A 17,690-nucleotide genomic window follows, 5' to 3' on the forward strand; every position below is an offset into this window, starting at 1 on the left:
CCCCGGGGGCGGCCGCCGCGCCTACTCCACCGTGACCGACTTCGCCAGGTTCCGGGGCTGGTCCACCTCGTTCCCCCGTGCCGTGGCCAGCTCGCAGGCGAACACCTGCAACGGCACCGTCGCCACCAGCGGCTGCAGCAGCGTCGGCGTCGCGGGGATCCGTACGAGGTGGTCGGCGTACGGCACGACCGCCTCGTCGCCCTCCTCCGCGATCACGATCGTGCGCGCGCCCCGCGCCCGGATCTCCTGGATGTTGGAGACGATCTTGTCGTGCAGCACGGACCGCCCCCGCGGGGACGGCACCACGACGACGACCGGCAGGTCCTCCTCGATGAGCGCGATCGGCCCGTGCTTCAGCTCACCGGCCGCGAAGCCCTCGGCGTGCATGTACGCCAGCTCCTTCAGCTTCAGCGCGCCCTCCAGGGCCACCGGATGGCCCACGTGCCGCCCGAGGAACAGCACGGTGTCCTTGCCGGCGAGCGAGCGCGCCAGCTCCCGCACCGGTTCCATGGTCTCCAGCACCCGCTCGACCTGCCCGGAGATCCGCGCCAGGTCCCGCACGACGGCCCGGATCTCGTCCCCCCACTGGGTGCCGCGCACCTGGCCGAGGTGGAGGGCGACGAGGTAGCAGGCCACCAGCTGCGTCAGGAACGCCTTGGTGGAGGCGACGGCCACCTCGGGCCCGGCGTGGGTGTAGAGCACCGCGTCCGACTCGCGCGGGATGGTCGACCCGTTGGTGTTGCAGATCGCCAGCACCTTGGAGCCCTGCTCGCGGGCGTGCCGCAGCGCCATGAGCGTGTCCATGGTCTCGCCGGACTGGGAGATCGCGATCACCAGCGTCCGCTGGTCGAGGATGGGGTCCCGGTAGCGGAACTCGCTGGCCGGCTCCACCTCGCACGGGATGCGCGTCCAGTGCTCGATGGCGTACTTGGCGATGAGTCCCGCGTGGAACGCCGTACCGCAGGCGACGATGACCACCTTGTCCAGCTCGCGCAGCTCCGGAGCGCCGATCCGCACCTCGTCCAGCGTCAGCGACCCCGCCGCGTCGATCCGCCCGAGCAGGGTGTCGGCGACCGCCTTGGGCTGCTCGGCGATCTCCTTGAGCATGAAGTAGTCGTAGCCGCCCTTCTCCGCGGCGGAGGCGTCCCAGTCGACGTGGTACGACCGCACCTCGGCCGGGCGGCCGTCGAAGCCGGTGACCGTCACCCCGTCCCGGCGCAGCTCCACCACCTGGTCCTGGCCCAGCTCGATCGCCGACCGCGTGTGGGCGATGAACGCGGCGACGTCCGAGGCGAGGAAGGCCTCGCCGTCCCCGACACCCACCACCAGCGGCGAGTTGCGGCGCGCCCCGACCACCACGTCCGGCTCGTCGGCGTGCACCGCGACGAGCGTGAACGCCCCCTCCAGCCGCCGGCACACCAGCCGCATGGCCTCCGCGAGGTCACCGGTGGCCGCGTACTCCTCGGCGAGCAGATGGGCCACGGCCTCGGTGTCGGTCTCGGAGGCCAGCTCGTGTCCGCGCCCGGCCGACTCGGCCCGCAGCGCGGCGAAGTTCTCGATGATCCCGTTGTGCACGACGCCGACGCGTCCGGCGTTGTCGAGGTGCGGATGGGCGTTGGCGTCGGTGGGCCCGCCGTGCGTGGCCCACCGCGTGTGCCCGAGGCCGGTGGTGCCGGCCGGCAGCGGCCGGGCCCCCAGTTCCTTCTCCAGATTGACGAGTCTGCCCGCCTTCTTGGCGGCGGCCAGGCCGCCGTCCGCCAGGACGGCGACACCCGCCGAGTCGTATCCCCGGTACTCCAGCCGCTTCAGCCCGGCCATGACGACCTCGAGAGCCGACTGATTGCCCACGTATCCCACGATTCCACACATGACCGGCAGCGTACGGCGGGACGACGCCCCGAAAGGGCCTCCACGTGCCCGAATTCGGAAATTCCCACGGGGATACGCACGCCACGACGACACCTGGTGTTCATCCAGAAACTCCCTTGCCGCCTCGAACACCCGTACCTAGACTGGCTCCGCGCCTGGCTGATCTTGACCACAGCAGCCGTCGTGCAGTCCGGTCGGCGACCGGGGGAACAGTGTCGCTACGGGGAGGACCTTGCATGCCGTCATACCTGCGGGCCGTGTTTTCCACGCCCGCTCCTGCGCAATGTCCCGGACGACGGGCGTGGCCGGACAGACCGTCGCCGGCGTCGTCCACGCCGCACTGACCGACCGTCACCTCCAGGCGTCCTCATCGCCTCGGCCACACCGGGCCGACACGTCCGGTCCGGGCCGCATCCCTTCCGTCATGCCGTGCGCACGTCCGCGCCGTTCACCCTGATCGGCCGCGGGCGCGGCCGGCATGTCCGGCACGCCCTCGACGTGGGGGCGTGGGCCCGAGGCGAAGCGCCTTCCCCCTGATCACTGTCACCCCTCCGGCACGACGACCTCGTTCCGTCACGCCCGGGGCCTTCGCGCGCCCCCAGAAGAGAGGAATCCGATGATCAAGTCCACGATCACCCGCGTCGCCATGGTCGGCGCGGCCGCCGCCGCCCTGGCCGTCTCCCTGTCCGCTCCGGCCCAGGCCGCCAGCGACAAGACCATCAACCTGCCGAGCGGTCGCGGCTACATGAAGTTCATCGACGACGGCGACGTCTTCCAGGTCTGCGACACCAAGGCCGACGGCTACGGCGTCTCGGGCACCCTGTTCGTCCGCAACGCCAGCGGCCTGGTCTCGGTGGCCACGACCGTCGACGACGGCGGCGACTCCGGCTGCGACAAGAAGGGCTACAACGTCGGCCAGCTGGCCAGCTACCAGATGCGCGTCTGCTGGAACGGCGGCGGCTGCGTGTGGTCCGAGTGGTTCAACGAGTGAGCCGCCGGTCCCACGGGTGAACCACCGGACCGGTGGGTGAGCCGCTGAGCAGCCCGGTGCCCGTGTCCCCCTCCGGAGGAGGACACGGGCACCGCGCCGGGGTGACGGATCCCACCCGCCATCCTGTTCGAACTCCGTTAACAATGGACTGTGATCTCTTCGGCCTCCTCGACACCGCGGAGCGCCCACCGGCCCAGGCCGGAGGCGACTCCCTACGTCGACCTCACCCGTTCCGAGTGGAGCGCGCTGCGCGACAAGACGCCGCAGCCCCTCACGGCCGAGGAGGTCGAGCAGCTGCGCGGCCTCGGCGACGTCATCGATCTCGACGAGGTCCGTGACATCTACCTCCCGCTGTCCCGGCTGCTGAACCTGTACGTGGGCGCCACCGACGGCCTGCGCTCGGCGCTGAACACCTTCCTCGGCGAACAGGGCTCCCAGTCCGGCACCCCGTTCGTCATAGGGGTCGCCGGCTCGGTGGCGGTGGGCAAGTCCACGGTCGCCCGCCTCCTGCGGGCCCTCCTCTCCCGCTGGCCGGAACACCCCCGCGTCGAGCTGGTCACCACCGACGGCTTCCTGCTGCCCACCAAGGAGCTGGAGGCCCGCGGCCTGATGTCGCGGAAAGGTTTCCCCGAGTCGTACGACCGCCGCGCCCTCACCCGGTTCGTCGCCGACATCAAGGCCGGGAAGAACGAGGTCAGCGCCCCCGTCTACTCCCACCTGATCTACGACATCGTGCCCGACCGGCGCCTGACGGTCCGCCGCCCCGACATCCTCATCGTCGAGGGCCTGAACGTCCTCCAGCCCGCGCTCCCCGGCAAGGACGGCCGCACCCGCGTCGGTCTCGCCGACTACTTCGACTTCAGCGTCTACGTCGACGCCCGCGTCGAGGACATCGAGCGCTGGTACCTCAACCGCTTCCGCAAGCTGCGCGCGACCGCCTTCCAGGACCCGCACTCGTACTTCCGGAAGTACACCCAGGTCTCCGAGGACGAGGCCCTCGACTACGCCCGCACGATGTGGCGCACCATCAACAAGCCCAACCTGGTGGAGAACATCGCCCCCACCCGCGGCCGCGCGGCCCTCGTCCTGCGCAAGGGACCGGACCACAAGGTGCAACGGCTGAGCCTGCGCAAGCTCTGATCCGGGCCCGTGGACGGGCCGTGGTCCGGGCCTGTTAGAAAGGGCGCCATGCTGCACCTGCGCCTGATCACCCCGCCCGACCGCACCGACGACGCGGTCCGCCTGATCGAGAACACGGTCGGCGCCACCCACCTGGTGGTCCTGCCGGGCGCCGCCCGCGACCCCGAGGGCGACGTCGTCATGTGCGACGTGGCGCGCGAGGCGGGCGACCAACTCCTCACCGCGCTGCAGGAACTGGGCCTGGAGGACACCGGTTCGATCGCCGCCGAGAGCATCGACCTGTCTCTGTCCCGGCGTGCCGACCGGGCCGAGGCGGAAGCCCCGGGCGAGGCCGCCGACGCGGTCCTGTGGGAGCACCTGGTCGAGGCGACCCACGAGGAGTCGACCCTCTCGGTCACCTACGTCGCCTTCATCACCCTGGCGACGATGATCGCGGCCTGCGGTGTGGTGCTGGACAACGCGATCCTGATCGTGGGCGCGATGGCGGTCGGCCCGGAGTTCGGCCCCCTGGCCGGCATCTGCACGGCGGCCGTGCAGCGCGCGCCGCGCCTGGCCCTGCGTTCCCTGGTCGCCCTGCTGGTGGGCTTCGCCGCGGCCATGGCGGTGACCGCGGGCTTCAGCCTCTTCATGGACGCCGTGGGCCTGTTCACCAAGGGCCAACTGGAGGGCGACCGTCCGAACACCGGGTTCGTCTACGCCCCGGACTGGTTCTCCTTCGTGGTGGCGGTCCTCGCCGGCGCCGCCGGCACCCTCTCCCTCACCTCGGCGAAGTCGGGCGCCCTGGTCGGCGTCGCCATCTCGGTCACCACCGTCCCGGCCGCCGCCAACGCGGCCGTGGCCGTGATCTACGGCGACACCCACCAGGCCCTGCGCTCCTCGGAGCAGCTCCTGCTGAACCTGCTGGGCATCGTCCTGGCGGGGATCCTGACCCTGCTGGTGCAGAAATGGCTCTGGTCGCTCGCGAGGAGGCGCCAGGCGACGTCCCGCCCGAGAGCCAGGGCAGCCGGGACGAAGTAGGCCCCGCCCAAGCCCTGAGGTCCCTCGTCGGGATCAGGTCGGACCTCGCGAGCCCGGCGTGATCCGAACGGGAGGTCCTAACCGAGCGCCGACTTCACGGCGTCGGCCAGCCGCCCCGCGACGGAGCGGGCCTGGTCGATGTCGGCCGCCTCCACCATGACCCGCACCAGCGGCTCGGTACCGGAGGGCCGCAGCAGCACCCGTCCGGTGGCGCCCAGCTCCCGCTCCGCCTCGCCGACCGCGGCCGCGAGGTCCGCGGAACTGCCGACCCGGGACCGGTCCACGTCGGGCACGTTGACCAGCACCTGCGGCAGTCGCTCCATGACGGACGCCAGCTCCCGGAGCGTCCGTCCGCTCTCGACGACCCGCGCCGCCAGCATCAGCCCGGTCAGGGTGCCGTCGCCGGTGGTCGCGTGGTCGAGGATGATCACGTGCCCGGACTGCTCACCGCCGAGCGCGTACCCGTGCTGCTTCATCTCCTCCAGCACGTACCGGTCGCCCACGGCGGCCTGCACGAGCGAGATGCCCTCGCGCTCCATCGCCATCTTGAAGCCGAGGTTGGACATGACGGTCGCGACGACGGTGTCCGAGCGCAGGACGCCCCGCTCCCTCATCGCGAGCGCGAGCACGGCGAGGATCTGGTCCCCGTCGATCTCCTCGCCGGTGTGGTCCACGGCCAGGCAGCGGTCGGCGTCACCGTCGTGCGCGATGCCGAACGCGGCCCCGTGCTCGACGACGGCGGCCTTCAGCTTGTCCAGGTGGGTGGAGCCGCAGCCGTCGTTGATGTTGAGGCCGTCCGGCTCGGCACCGATCGTGACGACCTCGGCGCCGGCCCGCGTGAAGGCCTCGGGCGAGACACGGGCGGCGGCTCCGTGCGCCTCGTCCAGGACGATCCTCAGCCCGTCGAGCCGGTTGGGCAGTACGGCGATCAGGTGGGCGACGTACCGGTCGAACCCCTCGTCGTACGAGCGCACCCGGCCGACGCCGGCTCCGGTCGGACGGTCCCAGGGGGCGCCGGTGCGGTGCTCGTCGTAGACCGTCTCGATCCGGTTCTCCAGCTCGTCGGCGAGCTTGTGGCCGCCGCGGGCGAAGAACTTGATGCCGTTGTCGGGCATGGCGTTGTGGCTGGCGGAGAGCATCACGCCGAGGTCGGCGCCGAGCGAGCCGGTGAGGTAGGCGACCGCGGGCGTCGGCAGCACGCCGACCCGCAGGACGTCGACGCCCGCACTGGCCAGACCGGCCACGACGGCCGCTTCGAGGAACTCCCCGGAGGCACGCGGATCCCGTCCGACGACCGCCACCGGGCGGTGACCCGCGAAGGTGCCCGCCTCGGCCAGCACGTGCGCCGCCGCGACGGAGAGGCCCAGCGCCATCTCGGCCGTGAGATCCACGTTGGCGACACCGCGCACGCCGTCCGTGCCGAAGAGTCGTCCCACTTGTCCTCCTGAGGAAGCGTCGTTGTCGAAGTCGAAAGCCGTGCGGCGCGTCGAGGGATCAGCGGCGGCTCCCGCGTTCAGGCATGCAATGCCCTGAACATCCGATCACACAAGCCTTTGAACACCTTGTGCCGTTATACGCCTACAGCTGAGAGAAAACGAACGCCCCGACGGCACTGTGGCGTGCCGCCGGGGCGTTCGGAGTACGGAGGGGCGGGCCGGTCGGCCCGCAGCCCGTACGAGCAGGCAGCGAAGCTTAACGCTTGCTGTACTGCGGGGCCTTGCGGGCCTTCTTGAGACCGGCCTTCTTGCGCTCGACCGCACGGTCGTCACGCGTGAGGAAGCCGGCCTTCTTCAGCGGGCCGCGGTTGTTGTCGACGTCGGCCTCGTTCAGCGCGCGGGCGACACCGAGACGGAGCGCACCGGCCTGGCCGGAGACACCGCCACCGGCGATGCGGGCGATGACGTCGTAACGACCCTCGAGCTCGAGGACCTTGAACGGCTCGTTGACTTCCTGCTGGTGCACCTTGTTCGGGAAGTAGTCCTCGAGGGTGCGACCGTTGATCTTCCACTTGCCGGAGCCCGGGACGATCCGGACGCGGGCGATGGCGTTCTTGCGACGGCCCAGGCCGGCGGCCGGCTGCGGGTCGCCGAAGCGGGAGGCCAGCGACTCGGAGGTGTACTCGCCCTCGACGGGCACCTCGGACTCGGTGGTGTAGCTGTCGATGTCAAGCTCTTCGAGCGGCTGCTCGGCAGTGGTCTCGGCCACGGTGATTCCTCAGATTCTCTTGGCTCGGTTTGGTCTGGCCGGTGTTACTGCGCGACCTGGGTGATCTCGAACGGCTGCGGCTGCTGCGCGCCGTGCGGGTGCTGGTCACCCTTGTAGACCTTCAGCTTCGAGAGCATCTGACGGCCCAGCGTGTTCTTCGGGAGCATGCCCTTGACGGCCTTCTCGATGGCCTTCTCGGGGTTCTTGTCCAGCAGCTCGTCGTAACGGACGGAGCGCAGACCACCCGGGTAGCCGGAGTGGCGGTACGCCATCTTCTGGGTCCGCTTGTTGCCGGACAGGTGCACCTTGTCGGCGTTGATGATGATGACGAAGTCACCGGTGTCGACGTGAGGGGCGTAGATCGGCTTGTGCTTGCCGCGCAGGATGGAGGCGGCGGTGCTGGCGAGACGACCCAGGACGATGTCCTGAGCGTCGATGACGTGCCACTGGCGCGTCACATCGCCGGGCTTGGGGCTGTACGTACGCACGGTTCGTAGCCTTCGCTTCGAGTGAGTGGTCCTGACAAGGTCACCGAAGACGATCACGACAGCCCTGACCGCACTGCGGTGACGCATACCGCGTGCAGGTCGCTGGTCATCGGCCCGGTGGACCGGTGTAAGGGCCCGTCCCGTGAGAATGAGCAAGCCAATACACAACGAAGATGCAGGATACCTTCGGTGGCTCGACCGGGTCAAAACGAGGCGGGCGGCCGTCGGTGTCGCTGCTTCTCCTCATCCAGTGTAAAGGTGATCGTTCCCGGGAGCCGCCGCCCGCGGGACCGCGCCCCGCGGCCCGGACGCCCGCGGACGCCGGCCGCACCGGCAGGCCACCGTCACGGCCAGGACCCCCAGCGTCACCGCGTCCCGGAAGGCCCGGCGCTGCACCGTCTCCAGATAAGGCCAGGTCAGGCCAGGCAGCTGCGGGACCATCGCCAGCCAGAACCACGGTCCGCGCGCCACCGAGCCCGGATGCGGCAGCCCGGCCAGCAGCAGCGGCACCACGACGAGCAGGTAGTGGTCGTACGACGGCCGTGAGACGAGGAACACCGACAGCATCAGCCCCGCCGCGGTCTCGGAGAGCCGCAGCGGGCCGGGGTCGGCCCGGCCCCAGCGCCGGTACGCAGCGGCCAGCCCCGCCGCGCAGGCGGCCAGCGCGAGCGCCCGGGCCACCGGCGCCGGCACCCCCAGCCGCGGCAGCACGGCCCCCCAGGAGGCCTCGTAGAGCCGCACGAAGGCGTCCTGGCCGTGCAGGAGGAAGGGCAGGGTCCGGGTGAGGAACCCGGCCGGGTCGGGCAGCAGCAGGGCGCACGCGCCGGAGAGCAGCGCCGGGACCGCGGCCATGACGGCGAGTGCCCTCCAGCGGCCCGCGAACAGCAGCAGCAGGGCCAGCGGGGCCAGCAGCGGCTTCAGCGCCAGGGCCGTGCCGAGCACCGCGCCCGCCGCCGTCCACCGGCCCCGGCTCGCCAGCAGCAGCCCCAGCGGCAGGGCCAGGACCGCCGTCGCCGTCCAGTTGCCCAGCCGCACCAGGTGCCCGAAGGGCGCGAACCCGGCCGCGAGCGCGATCAGCCCGAGCACCGCGAGCCGGCTGTCCAGCGGCACCCGGTGCAGCCGCAGCGCACACGCCCAGCCGCCCACCAGACAGGCCGTGACCACCGCCGGCACCAGCACCCGCAGCACCTCCGGCGGCAGCAGCGCCTGCGGCACGGCGGCGAGCACCGCCCCCGGCAGGTACAGGAAGTGCGGGTCGTCGTACGGGGAGCGCCCCTCCAGCCAGGCGCGCGCCGCCCGGACGACGATCGCGTTGTCCATACCGCCGTCCGGGGTGGCCCGCGCCACATGCCCGGTCAGCGCGCCCAGCACCGCCACCAGTCCCAGCCACGGCGGCCAGGGAGAACGCCGCACCAACCACCCCGAGATGTCACCTTTGCCCGTACTCATTCCCCGAACGCTAGGGGCAGCGGAGCCCGTTGGGGCGGAACAGCACACCTCTCACCCCGTCTAAGATGCGGCGCATGAGCTATGGGCAGGGGGGACCTCAGTCCCAGTGGGATCCCTGGAAACCGAACTCCGAGCAGCCGTGGACCAGCGGCGCCGCGGACCCTTCGCCGGACTGGGCCGCGCTCGCCGAGGCGTCGGAGACGCGCAACAAACGCCGTCGGCTGCTGCTGATAGGCGGGGGCGTGCTCGCGACGCTCGGCGTCGGCACCGCCGTGGCCATGGCCGTGGTGTCGGCGAACGGCAGTGACGAGGCGTCCGGCCGGCCGGCCTCCTCGCTGCCCGCCACCGCCGACCTGCCGAGCGCGTCCGCGACGCCGTCCTTCGCACCGACCAGCGCGCCGCCGCCGCTGGACCCGAAGGAGTTCGTCTCCAGCAAGGCCAAGGACGGCGCGCCCAACGGCCCGGACATCATGTTCCCGGGCAGGCAGCTGACGATGGGCTCGGCCGTCCACCAGAAGGCCGCGAAGGCCGACACCACCAACTGCGTCACCGCCGCCGCGGGCACCCTGCCCAAGGTGCTGACCGCCAACGGCTGCACCCGCCTCATGCGCGTGACCTACGTCAAGGACGGTGTCGCGGCGACCGTCGGGGTCGCCGTCTTCGACACCGAGGCCCAGGCGCTCAAGGCCAAGGGCCAGGCCGACAAGAACAGCATCATCAAGGCGCTGCCCGGCACCGGCGCCAAGTCCTTCTGCGCCGGCGCGATCTGCCGCTCGACGACCAACTCCTACGGCCGGTACGCCTACTTCACGATCGCGGGCTTCACCGACGGCAAGGACGTGACGACGAAGGACACCCAGGTCTTCGCCGCCGGGGACGGCCTCGCGGAGTTCGCGTTCCAGCAGATCCGCCGCCGCGGCGAGACCCAGGCGTCGGCGGCGGCGAACCAGTGACCCCTCCCCCGGGGACGGGTCAGCAGCACCCGGCCCCGGGCAGCGTCCGCCGGTTGCGCGCCTCCTTGCTGCGCGCGGCCAGCAGTTCGTCGGCCGGATAGCCGACCTCCTCCAGCGTCAGCCCGTGCGGCCGTACGACGTGCACCGCCGAGTCCCGTACGCCCGCGGCCAGCACCTTGCCCGGCCACTCCGGGCCCCGGTGCCCGTCCCCCACGAACAGCAGCGCCCCGATCAGCGAGCGCACCATGTTGTGGCAGAAGGCGTCGGCCCGCACGGTCGCCGTGACGATCCCGTCCCCGCCGCGCGCCAGGCTCAGCTCCTGGAGCGTGCGGATCGTGGTCGCCCCCTCCCGCCGTTTGCAGTAGGCCGCGAAGTCGTGCTCCCCGAGCAGCCGCCCGGCGGCCTCGTTCATGGCGTCGACGTCGAGGGGCCAGTCGTGCCAGAGGACGTGACCGCGCAGCAGCGGGTCCACCCCGCCGGGGTTGTCGGTGACCCGGTAGGCGTAGCGCCGCCAGACGGCCGAGAACCGTGCGTTGAACCCGGCGGGCGCCTCCCGCAGCGCCCACACCCGGACGTCCCTGGGGAGCCGGCCGGCGAGCCGCTTGAGCAGCTTGGCGTGGTGCTCCGCCCAGACCTCGCCCGGCAGGTCGACGTGCGCGACCTGCCCCCGCGCGTGCACACCGGCGTCCGTGCGCCCGGCCACGGTCAGCTCGTACGTCTCCCCGGACCGCGTGACGGTCCGCAGGGCGTCCTCGATCTCGCCCTGCACGGTCCGCCGCCCGCCGGCCTGCTTGGCCCAGCCGGAGAACTCCGTCCCGTCGTAGGACAGGTCCAGCCGCACCCGTACGAACCCGGGCTGTACTTCGTCACTCACTCCTGGATCCTCTCAACAACGCGAGAGCGGGCCCGCCCCGAAGGGCGGACCCGCTCGACGCAAGGCAGAAGCCTCAGGCGTCCTTCGACTCCTCGGACGCGTCCTCGGCCTTGGCCTCGGCGGCGTCCTCGACGACCTCGTCGGACTTGGCCTCGACGGCCTCGTCCTTCTTCAGGGTGTCTTCCTTGACCGCGCGCTTCGTCGCGGCCTCGGCCTCACCGGTCGCCTGCTGCGCCACGGTCAGCGCCTCGACCAGCTCGATGACGGCCATGGGCGCGTTGTCGCCGCGGCGGTTACCGATCTTGGTGATGCGGGTGTAGCCACCCGGGCGGTTCTCGTAGCGCGGACCGATCTCGGTGAAGAGCGTGTGCACGATGCCCTTGTCCGAGATGACCTGGAGCACCTGGCGACGGTTGTGAAGGTCGCCCTTCTTCGCCTTGGTGACCAGACGCTCGGCGTAGGGCCGCAGACGGCGGGCCTTCGCCTCGGTGGTGGTGATGCGGCCGTGCTCGAACAGCTGCTTGGCGAGGTTCGCCAGAAGCATCTTCTCGTGCGCGGCACTGCCGCCCAGACGGGCACCCTTGGTGGGCTTCGGCATGGTCTTTCTCCTCAGTGTCTGCCCCGGCCGTATCAGGTACCGGGGTCAGTATCCGAGCAGACGGTCGTCTGTCGGAGATCCGGAAGCAGCCCCGAAGGGGCGCTGCCGGAGGGGGCGCGGGGAACTGCGCGATCAAGCACAACGCACCCGCGCCCGGGTACGGACCCGCAGGCCCGAGCTCTTAGTACTGCTCGGTCTCGACGAAGCCCGCGTCCGCGTCGTCATCGGCGCCGAAGGCGTCCGCCGCGGCGGTCGGGTCGAATCCGGGCGGGCTGTCCTTGAGGGCCAGGCCCATGCCGGCCAGCTTCGCCTTGACCTCGTCGATCGACTTCGCACCGAAGTTGCGGATGTCGAGCAGGTCGGCCTCGGAGCGGGCGACGAGCTCACCCACGGAGTGGATGCCCTCACGCTTGAGGCAGTTGTACGACCGAACGGTGAGCTCCAGCTCCTCGATCGGCAGGGCGAGATCGGCGGCGAGGGCGGCGTCCGTGGGGGACGGACCCATGTCGATGCCCTCGGCGTCGATGTTCAGCTCGCGGGCGAGACCGAACAGCTCGACCAGCGTCTTGCCCGCGGAGGCCATGGCGTCACGCGGACGCATCGCCTGCTTGGTCTCGACGTCGACGATCAGCTTGTCGAAGTCGGTGCGCTGCTCGACACGCGTCGCCTCGACCTTGTACGTGACCTTGAGGACCGGCGAGTAGATCGAGTCGACCGGGATGCGCCCGATCTCCTGACCGACCTGCTTGTTCTGCACGGCGGAGACGTAGCCGCGACCGCGCTCGACGGTCAGCTCCATCTCCAGCTTGCCCTTGCCGTTGAGCGTGGCGAGGACGAGGTCGGGGTTGTGCACCTCGACACCGGCCGGGGGCGCGATGTCGGCGGCGGTGACCAGACCCGGGCCCTGCTTGCGCAGGTACATCACGACCGGCTCGTCGTGCTCCGAGGAGACGACCAGCTGCTTGATGTTGAGGATCAGGTCGGTGACGTCCTCCTTGACGCCCGGCACGGTGGTGAACTCGTGCAGCACGCCGTCGATGCGGATGGACGTGACCGCCGCACCCGGGATCGAGGACAGGAGGGTCCGGCGGAGGGAGTTGCCGAGGGTGTAGCCGAAGCCCGGCTCCAGCGGCTCGATCACGAACCGGGAGCGGAACTCGTCGACGACCTCTTCGGTCAACGAGGGACGCTGAGCAATCAGCATGGTGCGTTCCTTCTGTCAGGGGCGCCCGCTATTTGACGCCCTGATGTGAGACAAGGGTACGGGCGACACGGCTCGAATGAGCCGTACCGCCCGAGAACCTCAGTCCGGCAAGCGACCGTGCGTCAGACGCGGCGGCGCTTGGGCGGACGGCAGCCGTGCCGCGGCATGTGGGGGGCGACCCCCACACCCCCGGCCGACGGCCGAGTCGCCGTGAGCCCGTGCGTCAGACGCGGCGGCGCTTGGGCGGACGGCAGCCGTTGTGCGGGGTCGGGGTGACGTCCTGGATGGAGCCGACCTCGAGGCCCGTGGCCTGCAGGGAACGGATGGCGGTCTCACGACCGGCGCCCGGGCCCTTGACGAAGACGTCGACCTTGCGCATGCCGTGCTCCTGCGCGCGACGGGCGGCCGACTCGGCGGCCATCTGCGCGGCGAACGGCGTGGACTTGCGCGAGCCCTTGAAGCCGACGTGGCCGGCGGAGGCCCACGAGATCACGTTTCCGGCCGGGTCCGTGATGGACACGATCGTGTTGTTGAACGTGCTCTTGATGTGCGCCTGGCCGTGCGCGACGTTCTTCTTTTCCTTGCGGCGCACCTTCTTGGCAGCGCCCTGACGACCCTTGGGGGGCATCTATTACTCCTACGGGAGGTGGTCGGTCCTACAGCGAAGACCGCTGGTGAGCGTCCGCTGAGGACTACTTCTTGCCCGGCTTCTTCTTGCCGGCGATGGCGCGACGCGGGCCCTTGCGGGTACGGGCGTTCGTGCTGGTGCGCTGACCGCGGACGGGCAGACCACGACGGTGACGGAGACCCTGGTAGCTGCCGATCTCGACCTTGCGGCGGATGTCGGCCTGGATCTCGCGACGGAGGTCACCCTCGGTCTTGATGTTGGCGTCCACGTACTCGCGGATCGCGACGAGCTGCTCCTCGGAGAGGTCGCGAACGCGGGTGTTGGGGTCGACGCCGGTCGCAGCCAGCGTCTCCTGGGACAGGGTCCGGCCGATGCCGAACACGTAGGTGAGGGCGACCTCCACGCGCTTTTCGCGCGGGATGTCAACACCGGAAACGCGTGCCATTCAATGGCTCCTGGTGATCTTCGGAGGTCTTCCGCAGAACCGCCCCCCAGCCGCCGTCCTCCTCCCGGGAATCCCTGGGAAGACTTGGTACGGACTGGGTCCCCGGCCTCCGAACCGGGGGTGTCAGACCACAGGTCTGGGTTCTGCGTATGAACAATTCAGCTCGCGTCGCGCGAAGATTCTGCGTGATGCAGAGGGTGCGATCTGTGTGCGATCAGCCCTGGCGCTGCTTGTGGCGCGGGTTCTCGCAGATGACCATGACCCGACCGTGACGGCGGATCACCCTGCACTTGTCGCAGATCTTCTTGACGCTCGGCTTGACCTTCATGGGATGTGAGGTTCTCCGGGTCAGTTGCCGGCCACCCCGGGCGGGAACGCACGGGGCCTGGGCAAGATCTACTTGTACCGGTAGACGATCCGGCCACGCGTCAGGTCGTACGGAGACAGCTCCACCACGACCCGGTCGTCAGGGAGGATGCGGATGTAGTGCATGCGCATCTTGCCGCTGATGTGTGCCAGGACCTGGTGGCCGTTCTGGAGCTCGACCCTGAACATGGCGTTCGGAAGAGACTCGACGACAGTGCCCTCGATCTCGATGGCACCTTGCTTCTTGGCCACGCTTCGCCCTTCGAATCGACTACCTTGATCGACTCCTGGGCTTTCCCTTACGGGCGCATACAGACATGCGGGTGCACAAGAGCCGACGAGTCAGTCTACGTCAGCGCACCCGGAAACACGAATCGGGGAAGTCTGCCCGTCCGAGGAGATCCTTAAGCGGTCCGTCCGAGAAGGTCCACAAGAGGTCCCCGGTACCAGGAGCGGCCCGGGGACGGGGCGGGGGCGGCGGGGGCGAGACACCTCGAGCCCCCGCCCGACGCCGTCAGCCCAGCGGGTCCGGCGCGGCGACGACCCCGTGCTCGGCGAGCTTGGCCTTCCCGCCGTCCACGGCGGTCAGCACCAGCGGCCCCTGCTCGGTCAGCGCCACCGAGTGCTCCCAGTGCGACGACCAGGTCCCGTCCGTGGTGATGACGGTCCAGTCGTCCGCGAGGACCTCGGTCCGCGGCGTCCCCAGCGACACCATCGGCTCGATGGCCAGGCAGAGGCCGGGAACCAGCTTGGGCCCCTTGCCCCGCTTGCGGTCGACGTAGTTCAGCAGGTGCGGGTCCATGTGCATCTCGGTGCCGATGCCGTGGCCGCCGTAGTCCTCGATGATCCCGTAGCGGCCGCCGCCCGGCTTGGGCTGGCGGCGGATGTACGTCTCGATGGCCCGCGACACGTCCACCAGCCGGTTGCCCTGCCTCATCGCCGCGATGCCGGCCCACATCGACTCCTCGGTCACCCGGGAGAGCTCGATCAGCTCCGGGGCGTGGCCGGAGCCGACGAAGGCGGTGTAGGCGGCGTCGCCGTGCCAGCCGTCGACGATCGCCCCGCAGTCGACGGAGATGACGTCCCCGTCCTTGAGGACGACCTCGTCGGAGGGGATGCCGTGGACGACGACGTCGTTCACCGAGGTGCAGATGGTCGCGGGGAAGCCGCCGTAGCCGAGGAAGTTCGACTTCGCGCCGTGCTCGGCCAGGACCTTGCGGGCGACCTGGTCGAGGTCCCTCGTGGTCGCCCCCGGCACCGCCGCTTCCCGCGTCGCCGCGTGGACGGCGGCGACGACCAGGCCCGCCGCACGCATCTTGGCGATCTGCTCGGGGCTCTTGATCTGCACCATGGGGGGCCTGCGCTCTCCGTCACTCAGGTCGGTCGATGACATATGTACACAACAGTACGGCCGTGGCGTCCCGGAGGACTCCACGGCCGTACCGGGACGGAGCCTACTGGCCGTCGTCCTCGCGCTTCAGTGCCGTCAGCGCACGGCCGGTGACCTCGTCGACCGGGCCCATGGCCTCGATCGTCACGACCAGGCCCTGCGCCTTGTAGTAGTCGATGATCGGCTCGGTCTGCGTGTGGTAGACCTCCAGCCGCGTGCGGACGGTGTCCTCGGAGTCGTCGTCGCGCTGGTACAGCTCCCCGCCGCAGACGTCGCAGACACCGTCCTTCGACGGCTTCTTGTACGTCACGTGGAAGACGTGCGAGGAGTCGTTGCGGCAGATGCGCCGGCCGGCGATCCGCTTGACGACCTCCTCCTCGGGAGCCTCCAGGTCCAGTACCGCGTCCAGCTCGATGCCCTCGGTGGTGAGCAGCTCGTCCAGCGCCTCGGCCTGCGAGACGTTGCGCGGGAAACCGTCGAGCAGGAAGCCGCGCTCGGCGTCCGGCTGTTCCATGCGGTCCTTCGCCATGGCGATGGTGACCTCGTCGGGGACGAGGTTGCCGGCGTCCATGTAGGACTTCGCGAGCTTCCCGAGCTCCGTCTGCTGGCTGATGTTGGCGCGGAACAGGTCGCCCGTGGAGATGTGAGGTACGCGCAGCTTCTCGGCTAGGCGAGTGGCCTGCGTTCCCTTACCGGCGCCCGGCGGCCCGACGAGGACGATACGCATCAGCGGAGGAACCCTTCGTAATTGCGCTGCTGAAGCTGGCTCTCGATCTGCTTCACCGTCTCGAGGCCCACACCCACGATGATCAGGATGCTGGTGCCACCGAACGGGAAGTTCTGGTTTGCCCCGAAACCAGCCAACGCCATCGTCGGCACGAGAGCGATGAGCCCCAGATACAGCGAACCCGGCCAGGTGATCCGGTTGAGTACGTAGCTGAGGTACTCAGCGGTCGGTCGGCCAGCCCGGATGCCCGGGATGAAGCCACCATACTTCTTCATGTTGTCGGCGACTTCCTCGGGGTTGAAGGAGATGGCCACGTAGAAGAAGGCGAAGAAGACGATCAGGAAGAAGTAGAGGGTGATGTGCGCGGGCGCCGCCGTGTCCGCCAGGTTCTGCGTGATCCAGGTCGCCCAGCCCGCCTGCGAGTTGGAGAACTGCACGATCAGCGCCGGGATGTAGAGCAGCGACGAGGCGAAGATGACCGGGATCACACCGGCCTGGTTCACCTTCAGCGGGATGTACGTCGACGTGCCGCCGTAGGAGCGACGGCCGATCATGCGCTTCGCGTACTGCACGGGGATGCGGCGCTGGGCCTGCTCGACGAAGACCACCAGGCCGACCATGACCAGGCCGACGAGGATGACCGTGCCGAACTCGATCCAGCCGTCGGCCAGCGTGCCCTGCTTCTTGATGGCCCACAGCGCGGAGGGGAAGGTGGCGGCGATCGAGATGAACATCAGGATCGACATGCCGTTGCCGATGCCGCGGTCGGTGATCAGCTCACCGAGCCACATGACCATGGCCGTACCGGCCGTCATGCAGATGACCATCGTGATGGTGCTGAAGATCGCGCGGTCCGGGACGATCTGGCCGGCGACCGAGCAGCCCGAGAAGAGCGCACCGCTGCGGGCGGTGGCCACCAGGCCGGTGCCCTGGAGGATGGCGAGCGCCACGGTGAGGTACCGGGTGTACTGGGTGATCTTCGCCGTACCGGACTGGCCCTCCTTCTTGAGCGCTTCCAGACGCGGGATCACCACGGTCAGCAGCTGAAGGATGATGCTCGCCGTGATGTACGGCATGATGCCCAGCGCGAAGATCGTGATCTGCAGCAGCGCGCCGCCGCTGAACATGTTGACGAGACCGAAGAGGCCCTGGTTGCCGGATGCCTCGTCCACGCAGATCTGGACGCTCTTGTAGTCGACACCCGGGATCGGGACATGGGTGCCGACCCGGTAGACCACGATGATGCCGAGCGTGAAGAGCAGCTTCTTGCGCAGGTCGGGCGTCTTGAACGCCCGGGCGAACGCGGTGAGCACGGTGCCTCCTGCGACCCCCGCGCGTCTGCGTCA

General features: G+C 70.0%; 19 protein-coding genes. 4 read left to right on the plus strand and 15 right to left on the minus strand.

The features are described 5' to 3' along the window. Positions 1-21: 21 nt before the first annotated feature. Positions 22-1,869 carry a glutamine--fructose-6-phosphate transaminase (isomerizing) gene (gene glmS / locus ACZ5FU_RS04450; protein ID WP_469044407.1) on the minus strand — a complete coding sequence of 616 codons (1,848 nt, stop codon included), beginning with the start codon at positions 1,867-1,869 and terminating at the stop codon, positions 22-24. Positions 1,870-2,485: 616 nt separating this feature from the next. Between glmS and ACZ5FU_RS04455 the strand changes: the two genes are divergently transcribed. The 3 genes from ACZ5FU_RS04455 to ACZ5FU_RS04465 all read left to right on the plus strand — a co-directional run bounded on the left by ACZ5FU_RS04455 (position 2,486) and on the right by ACZ5FU_RS04465 (position 5,017). Beyond that, complete coding sequence (locus ACZ5FU_RS04455; protein WP_451526979.1) at positions 2,486-2,860, plus strand: hypothetical protein; 375 nt, start codon at positions 2,486-2,488, stop codon at positions 2,858-2,860. Between the two features lie 150 nt (positions 2,861-3,010). Then, complete coding sequence (gene coaA, locus ACZ5FU_RS04460; RefSeq protein ID WP_469044409.1) at positions 3,011-4,000, plus strand: type I pantothenate kinase; 990 nt, start codon at positions 3,011-3,013, stop codon at positions 3,998-4,000. Positions 4,001-4,048: 48 nt separating this feature from the next. Beyond that, entirely contained in the window at positions 4,049-5,017 is a 969-nt protein-coding gene (locus ACZ5FU_RS04465) for a DUF389 domain-containing protein (RefSeq protein WP_451526981.1), read from the plus strand. Between the two features lie 77 nt (positions 5,018-5,094). Here ACZ5FU_RS04465 and glmM read toward each other — a convergent pair whose 3' ends face one another. The 4 genes from glmM to ACZ5FU_RS04485 form a co-directional block, all read right to left on the minus strand. Then, entirely contained in the window at positions 5,095-6,453 is a 1,359-nt protein-coding gene (gene glmM / locus ACZ5FU_RS04470; protein WP_451526982.1) for a phosphoglucosamine mutase, read from the minus strand. 256 nt (positions 6,454-6,709) lie between these two features. Continuing rightward, complete coding sequence (gene rpsI / locus ACZ5FU_RS04475) at positions 6,710-7,222, minus strand: 30S ribosomal protein S9 (protein WP_133914859.1); 513 nt, start codon at positions 7,220-7,222, stop codon at positions 6,710-6,712. Between the two features lie 44 nt (positions 7,223-7,266). Beyond that, a complete protein-coding gene (gene rplM, locus ACZ5FU_RS04480) occupies positions 7,267-7,710 on the minus strand; it encodes a 50S ribosomal protein L13 (RefSeq protein ID WP_189718044.1) in 444 nt (147 codons plus the stop codon). Positions 7,711-7,953: 243 nt separating this feature from the next. After that, the gene (locus tag ACZ5FU_RS04485) at positions 7,954-9,159 is read right to left on the minus strand and encodes a glycosyltransferase 87 family protein (RefSeq protein WP_468643102.1); all 1,206 of its coding nucleotides are present in this window, start codon (positions 9,157-9,159) and stop codon (positions 7,954-7,956) included. Between the two features lie 74 nt (positions 9,160-9,233). Between ACZ5FU_RS04485 and ACZ5FU_RS04490 the strand changes: the two genes are divergently transcribed. After that, a complete protein-coding gene (locus ACZ5FU_RS04490; RefSeq protein ID WP_451526984.1) occupies positions 9,234-10,112 on the plus strand; it encodes a hypothetical protein in 879 nt (292 codons plus the stop codon). Between the two features lie 19 nt (positions 10,113-10,131). Here the strand turns inward: ACZ5FU_RS04490 and truA are convergent, their stop codons facing one another. The 10 genes from truA to secY form a co-directional block, all read right to left on the minus strand. Then, positions 10,132-10,986: a tRNA pseudouridine(38-40) synthase TruA gene (truA, locus tag ACZ5FU_RS04495; protein WP_451526985.1), complete on the minus strand. Its 855-nt coding sequence runs from the start codon at positions 10,984-10,986 to the stop codon at positions 10,132-10,134. A 73-nt stretch (positions 10,987-11,059) separates the two neighbouring features. Next, complete coding sequence (gene rplQ / locus ACZ5FU_RS04500; protein ID WP_451526986.1) at positions 11,060-11,584, minus strand: 50S ribosomal protein L17; 525 nt, start codon at positions 11,582-11,584, stop codon at positions 11,060-11,062. 181 nt (positions 11,585-11,765) lie between these two features. Next, complete coding sequence (locus ACZ5FU_RS04505) at positions 11,766-12,788, minus strand: DNA-directed RNA polymerase subunit alpha (RefSeq protein WP_003966937.1); 1,023 nt, start codon at positions 12,786-12,788, stop codon at positions 11,766-11,768. A 223-nt stretch (positions 12,789-13,011) separates the two neighbouring features. Next, entirely contained in the window at positions 13,012-13,416 is a 405-nt protein-coding gene (gene rpsK / locus ACZ5FU_RS04510) for a 30S ribosomal protein S11 (protein ID WP_010354218.1), read from the minus strand. A 64-nt stretch (positions 13,417-13,480) separates the two neighbouring features. Continuing rightward, positions 13,481-13,861, minus strand: a complete 381-nt coding sequence (rpsM, locus tag ACZ5FU_RS04515) for a 30S ribosomal protein S13 (RefSeq protein WP_307164922.1) — start codon at positions 13,859-13,861, stop codon at positions 13,481-13,483. Positions 13,862-14,075: 214 nt separating this feature from the next. After that, on the minus strand, positions 14,076-14,189 hold the full coding sequence (rpmJ, locus tag ACZ5FU_RS04520; RefSeq protein WP_003998809.1) for a 50S ribosomal protein L36: 114 nt from the start codon (positions 14,187-14,189) through the stop codon (positions 14,076-14,078). Between the two features lie 68 nt (positions 14,190-14,257). Then, on the minus strand, positions 14,258-14,479 hold the full coding sequence (infA, locus tag ACZ5FU_RS04525) for a translation initiation factor IF-1 (protein ID WP_004927214.1): 222 nt from the start codon (positions 14,477-14,479) through the stop codon (positions 14,258-14,260). Between the two features lie 262 nt (positions 14,480-14,741). Beyond that, positions 14,742-15,578: a type I methionyl aminopeptidase gene (gene map / locus ACZ5FU_RS04530; protein WP_469044413.1), complete on the minus strand. Its 837-nt coding sequence runs from the start codon at positions 15,576-15,578 to the stop codon at positions 14,742-14,744. A 103-nt stretch (positions 15,579-15,681) separates the two neighbouring features. Continuing rightward, positions 15,682-16,344 (minus strand): adenylate kinase, encoded by a 663-nt coding sequence (locus ACZ5FU_RS04535; RefSeq protein WP_451526988.1) that lies wholly within the window; start codon positions 16,342-16,344, stop codon positions 15,682-15,684. Next, positions 16,344-17,657 carry a preprotein translocase subunit SecY gene (gene secY / locus ACZ5FU_RS04540; RefSeq protein WP_451526989.1) on the minus strand — a complete coding sequence of 438 codons (1,314 nt, stop codon included), beginning with the start codon at positions 17,655-17,657 and terminating at the stop codon, positions 16,344-16,346. Before secY ends, ACZ5FU_RS04535 begins: the two co-directional genes overlap by 1 nt. Positions 17,658-17,690: the final 33 nt, after the last annotated feature.

The sequence above is a fragment of the Streptomyces sp. NPDC031554 genome, from assembly GCF_055580685.1.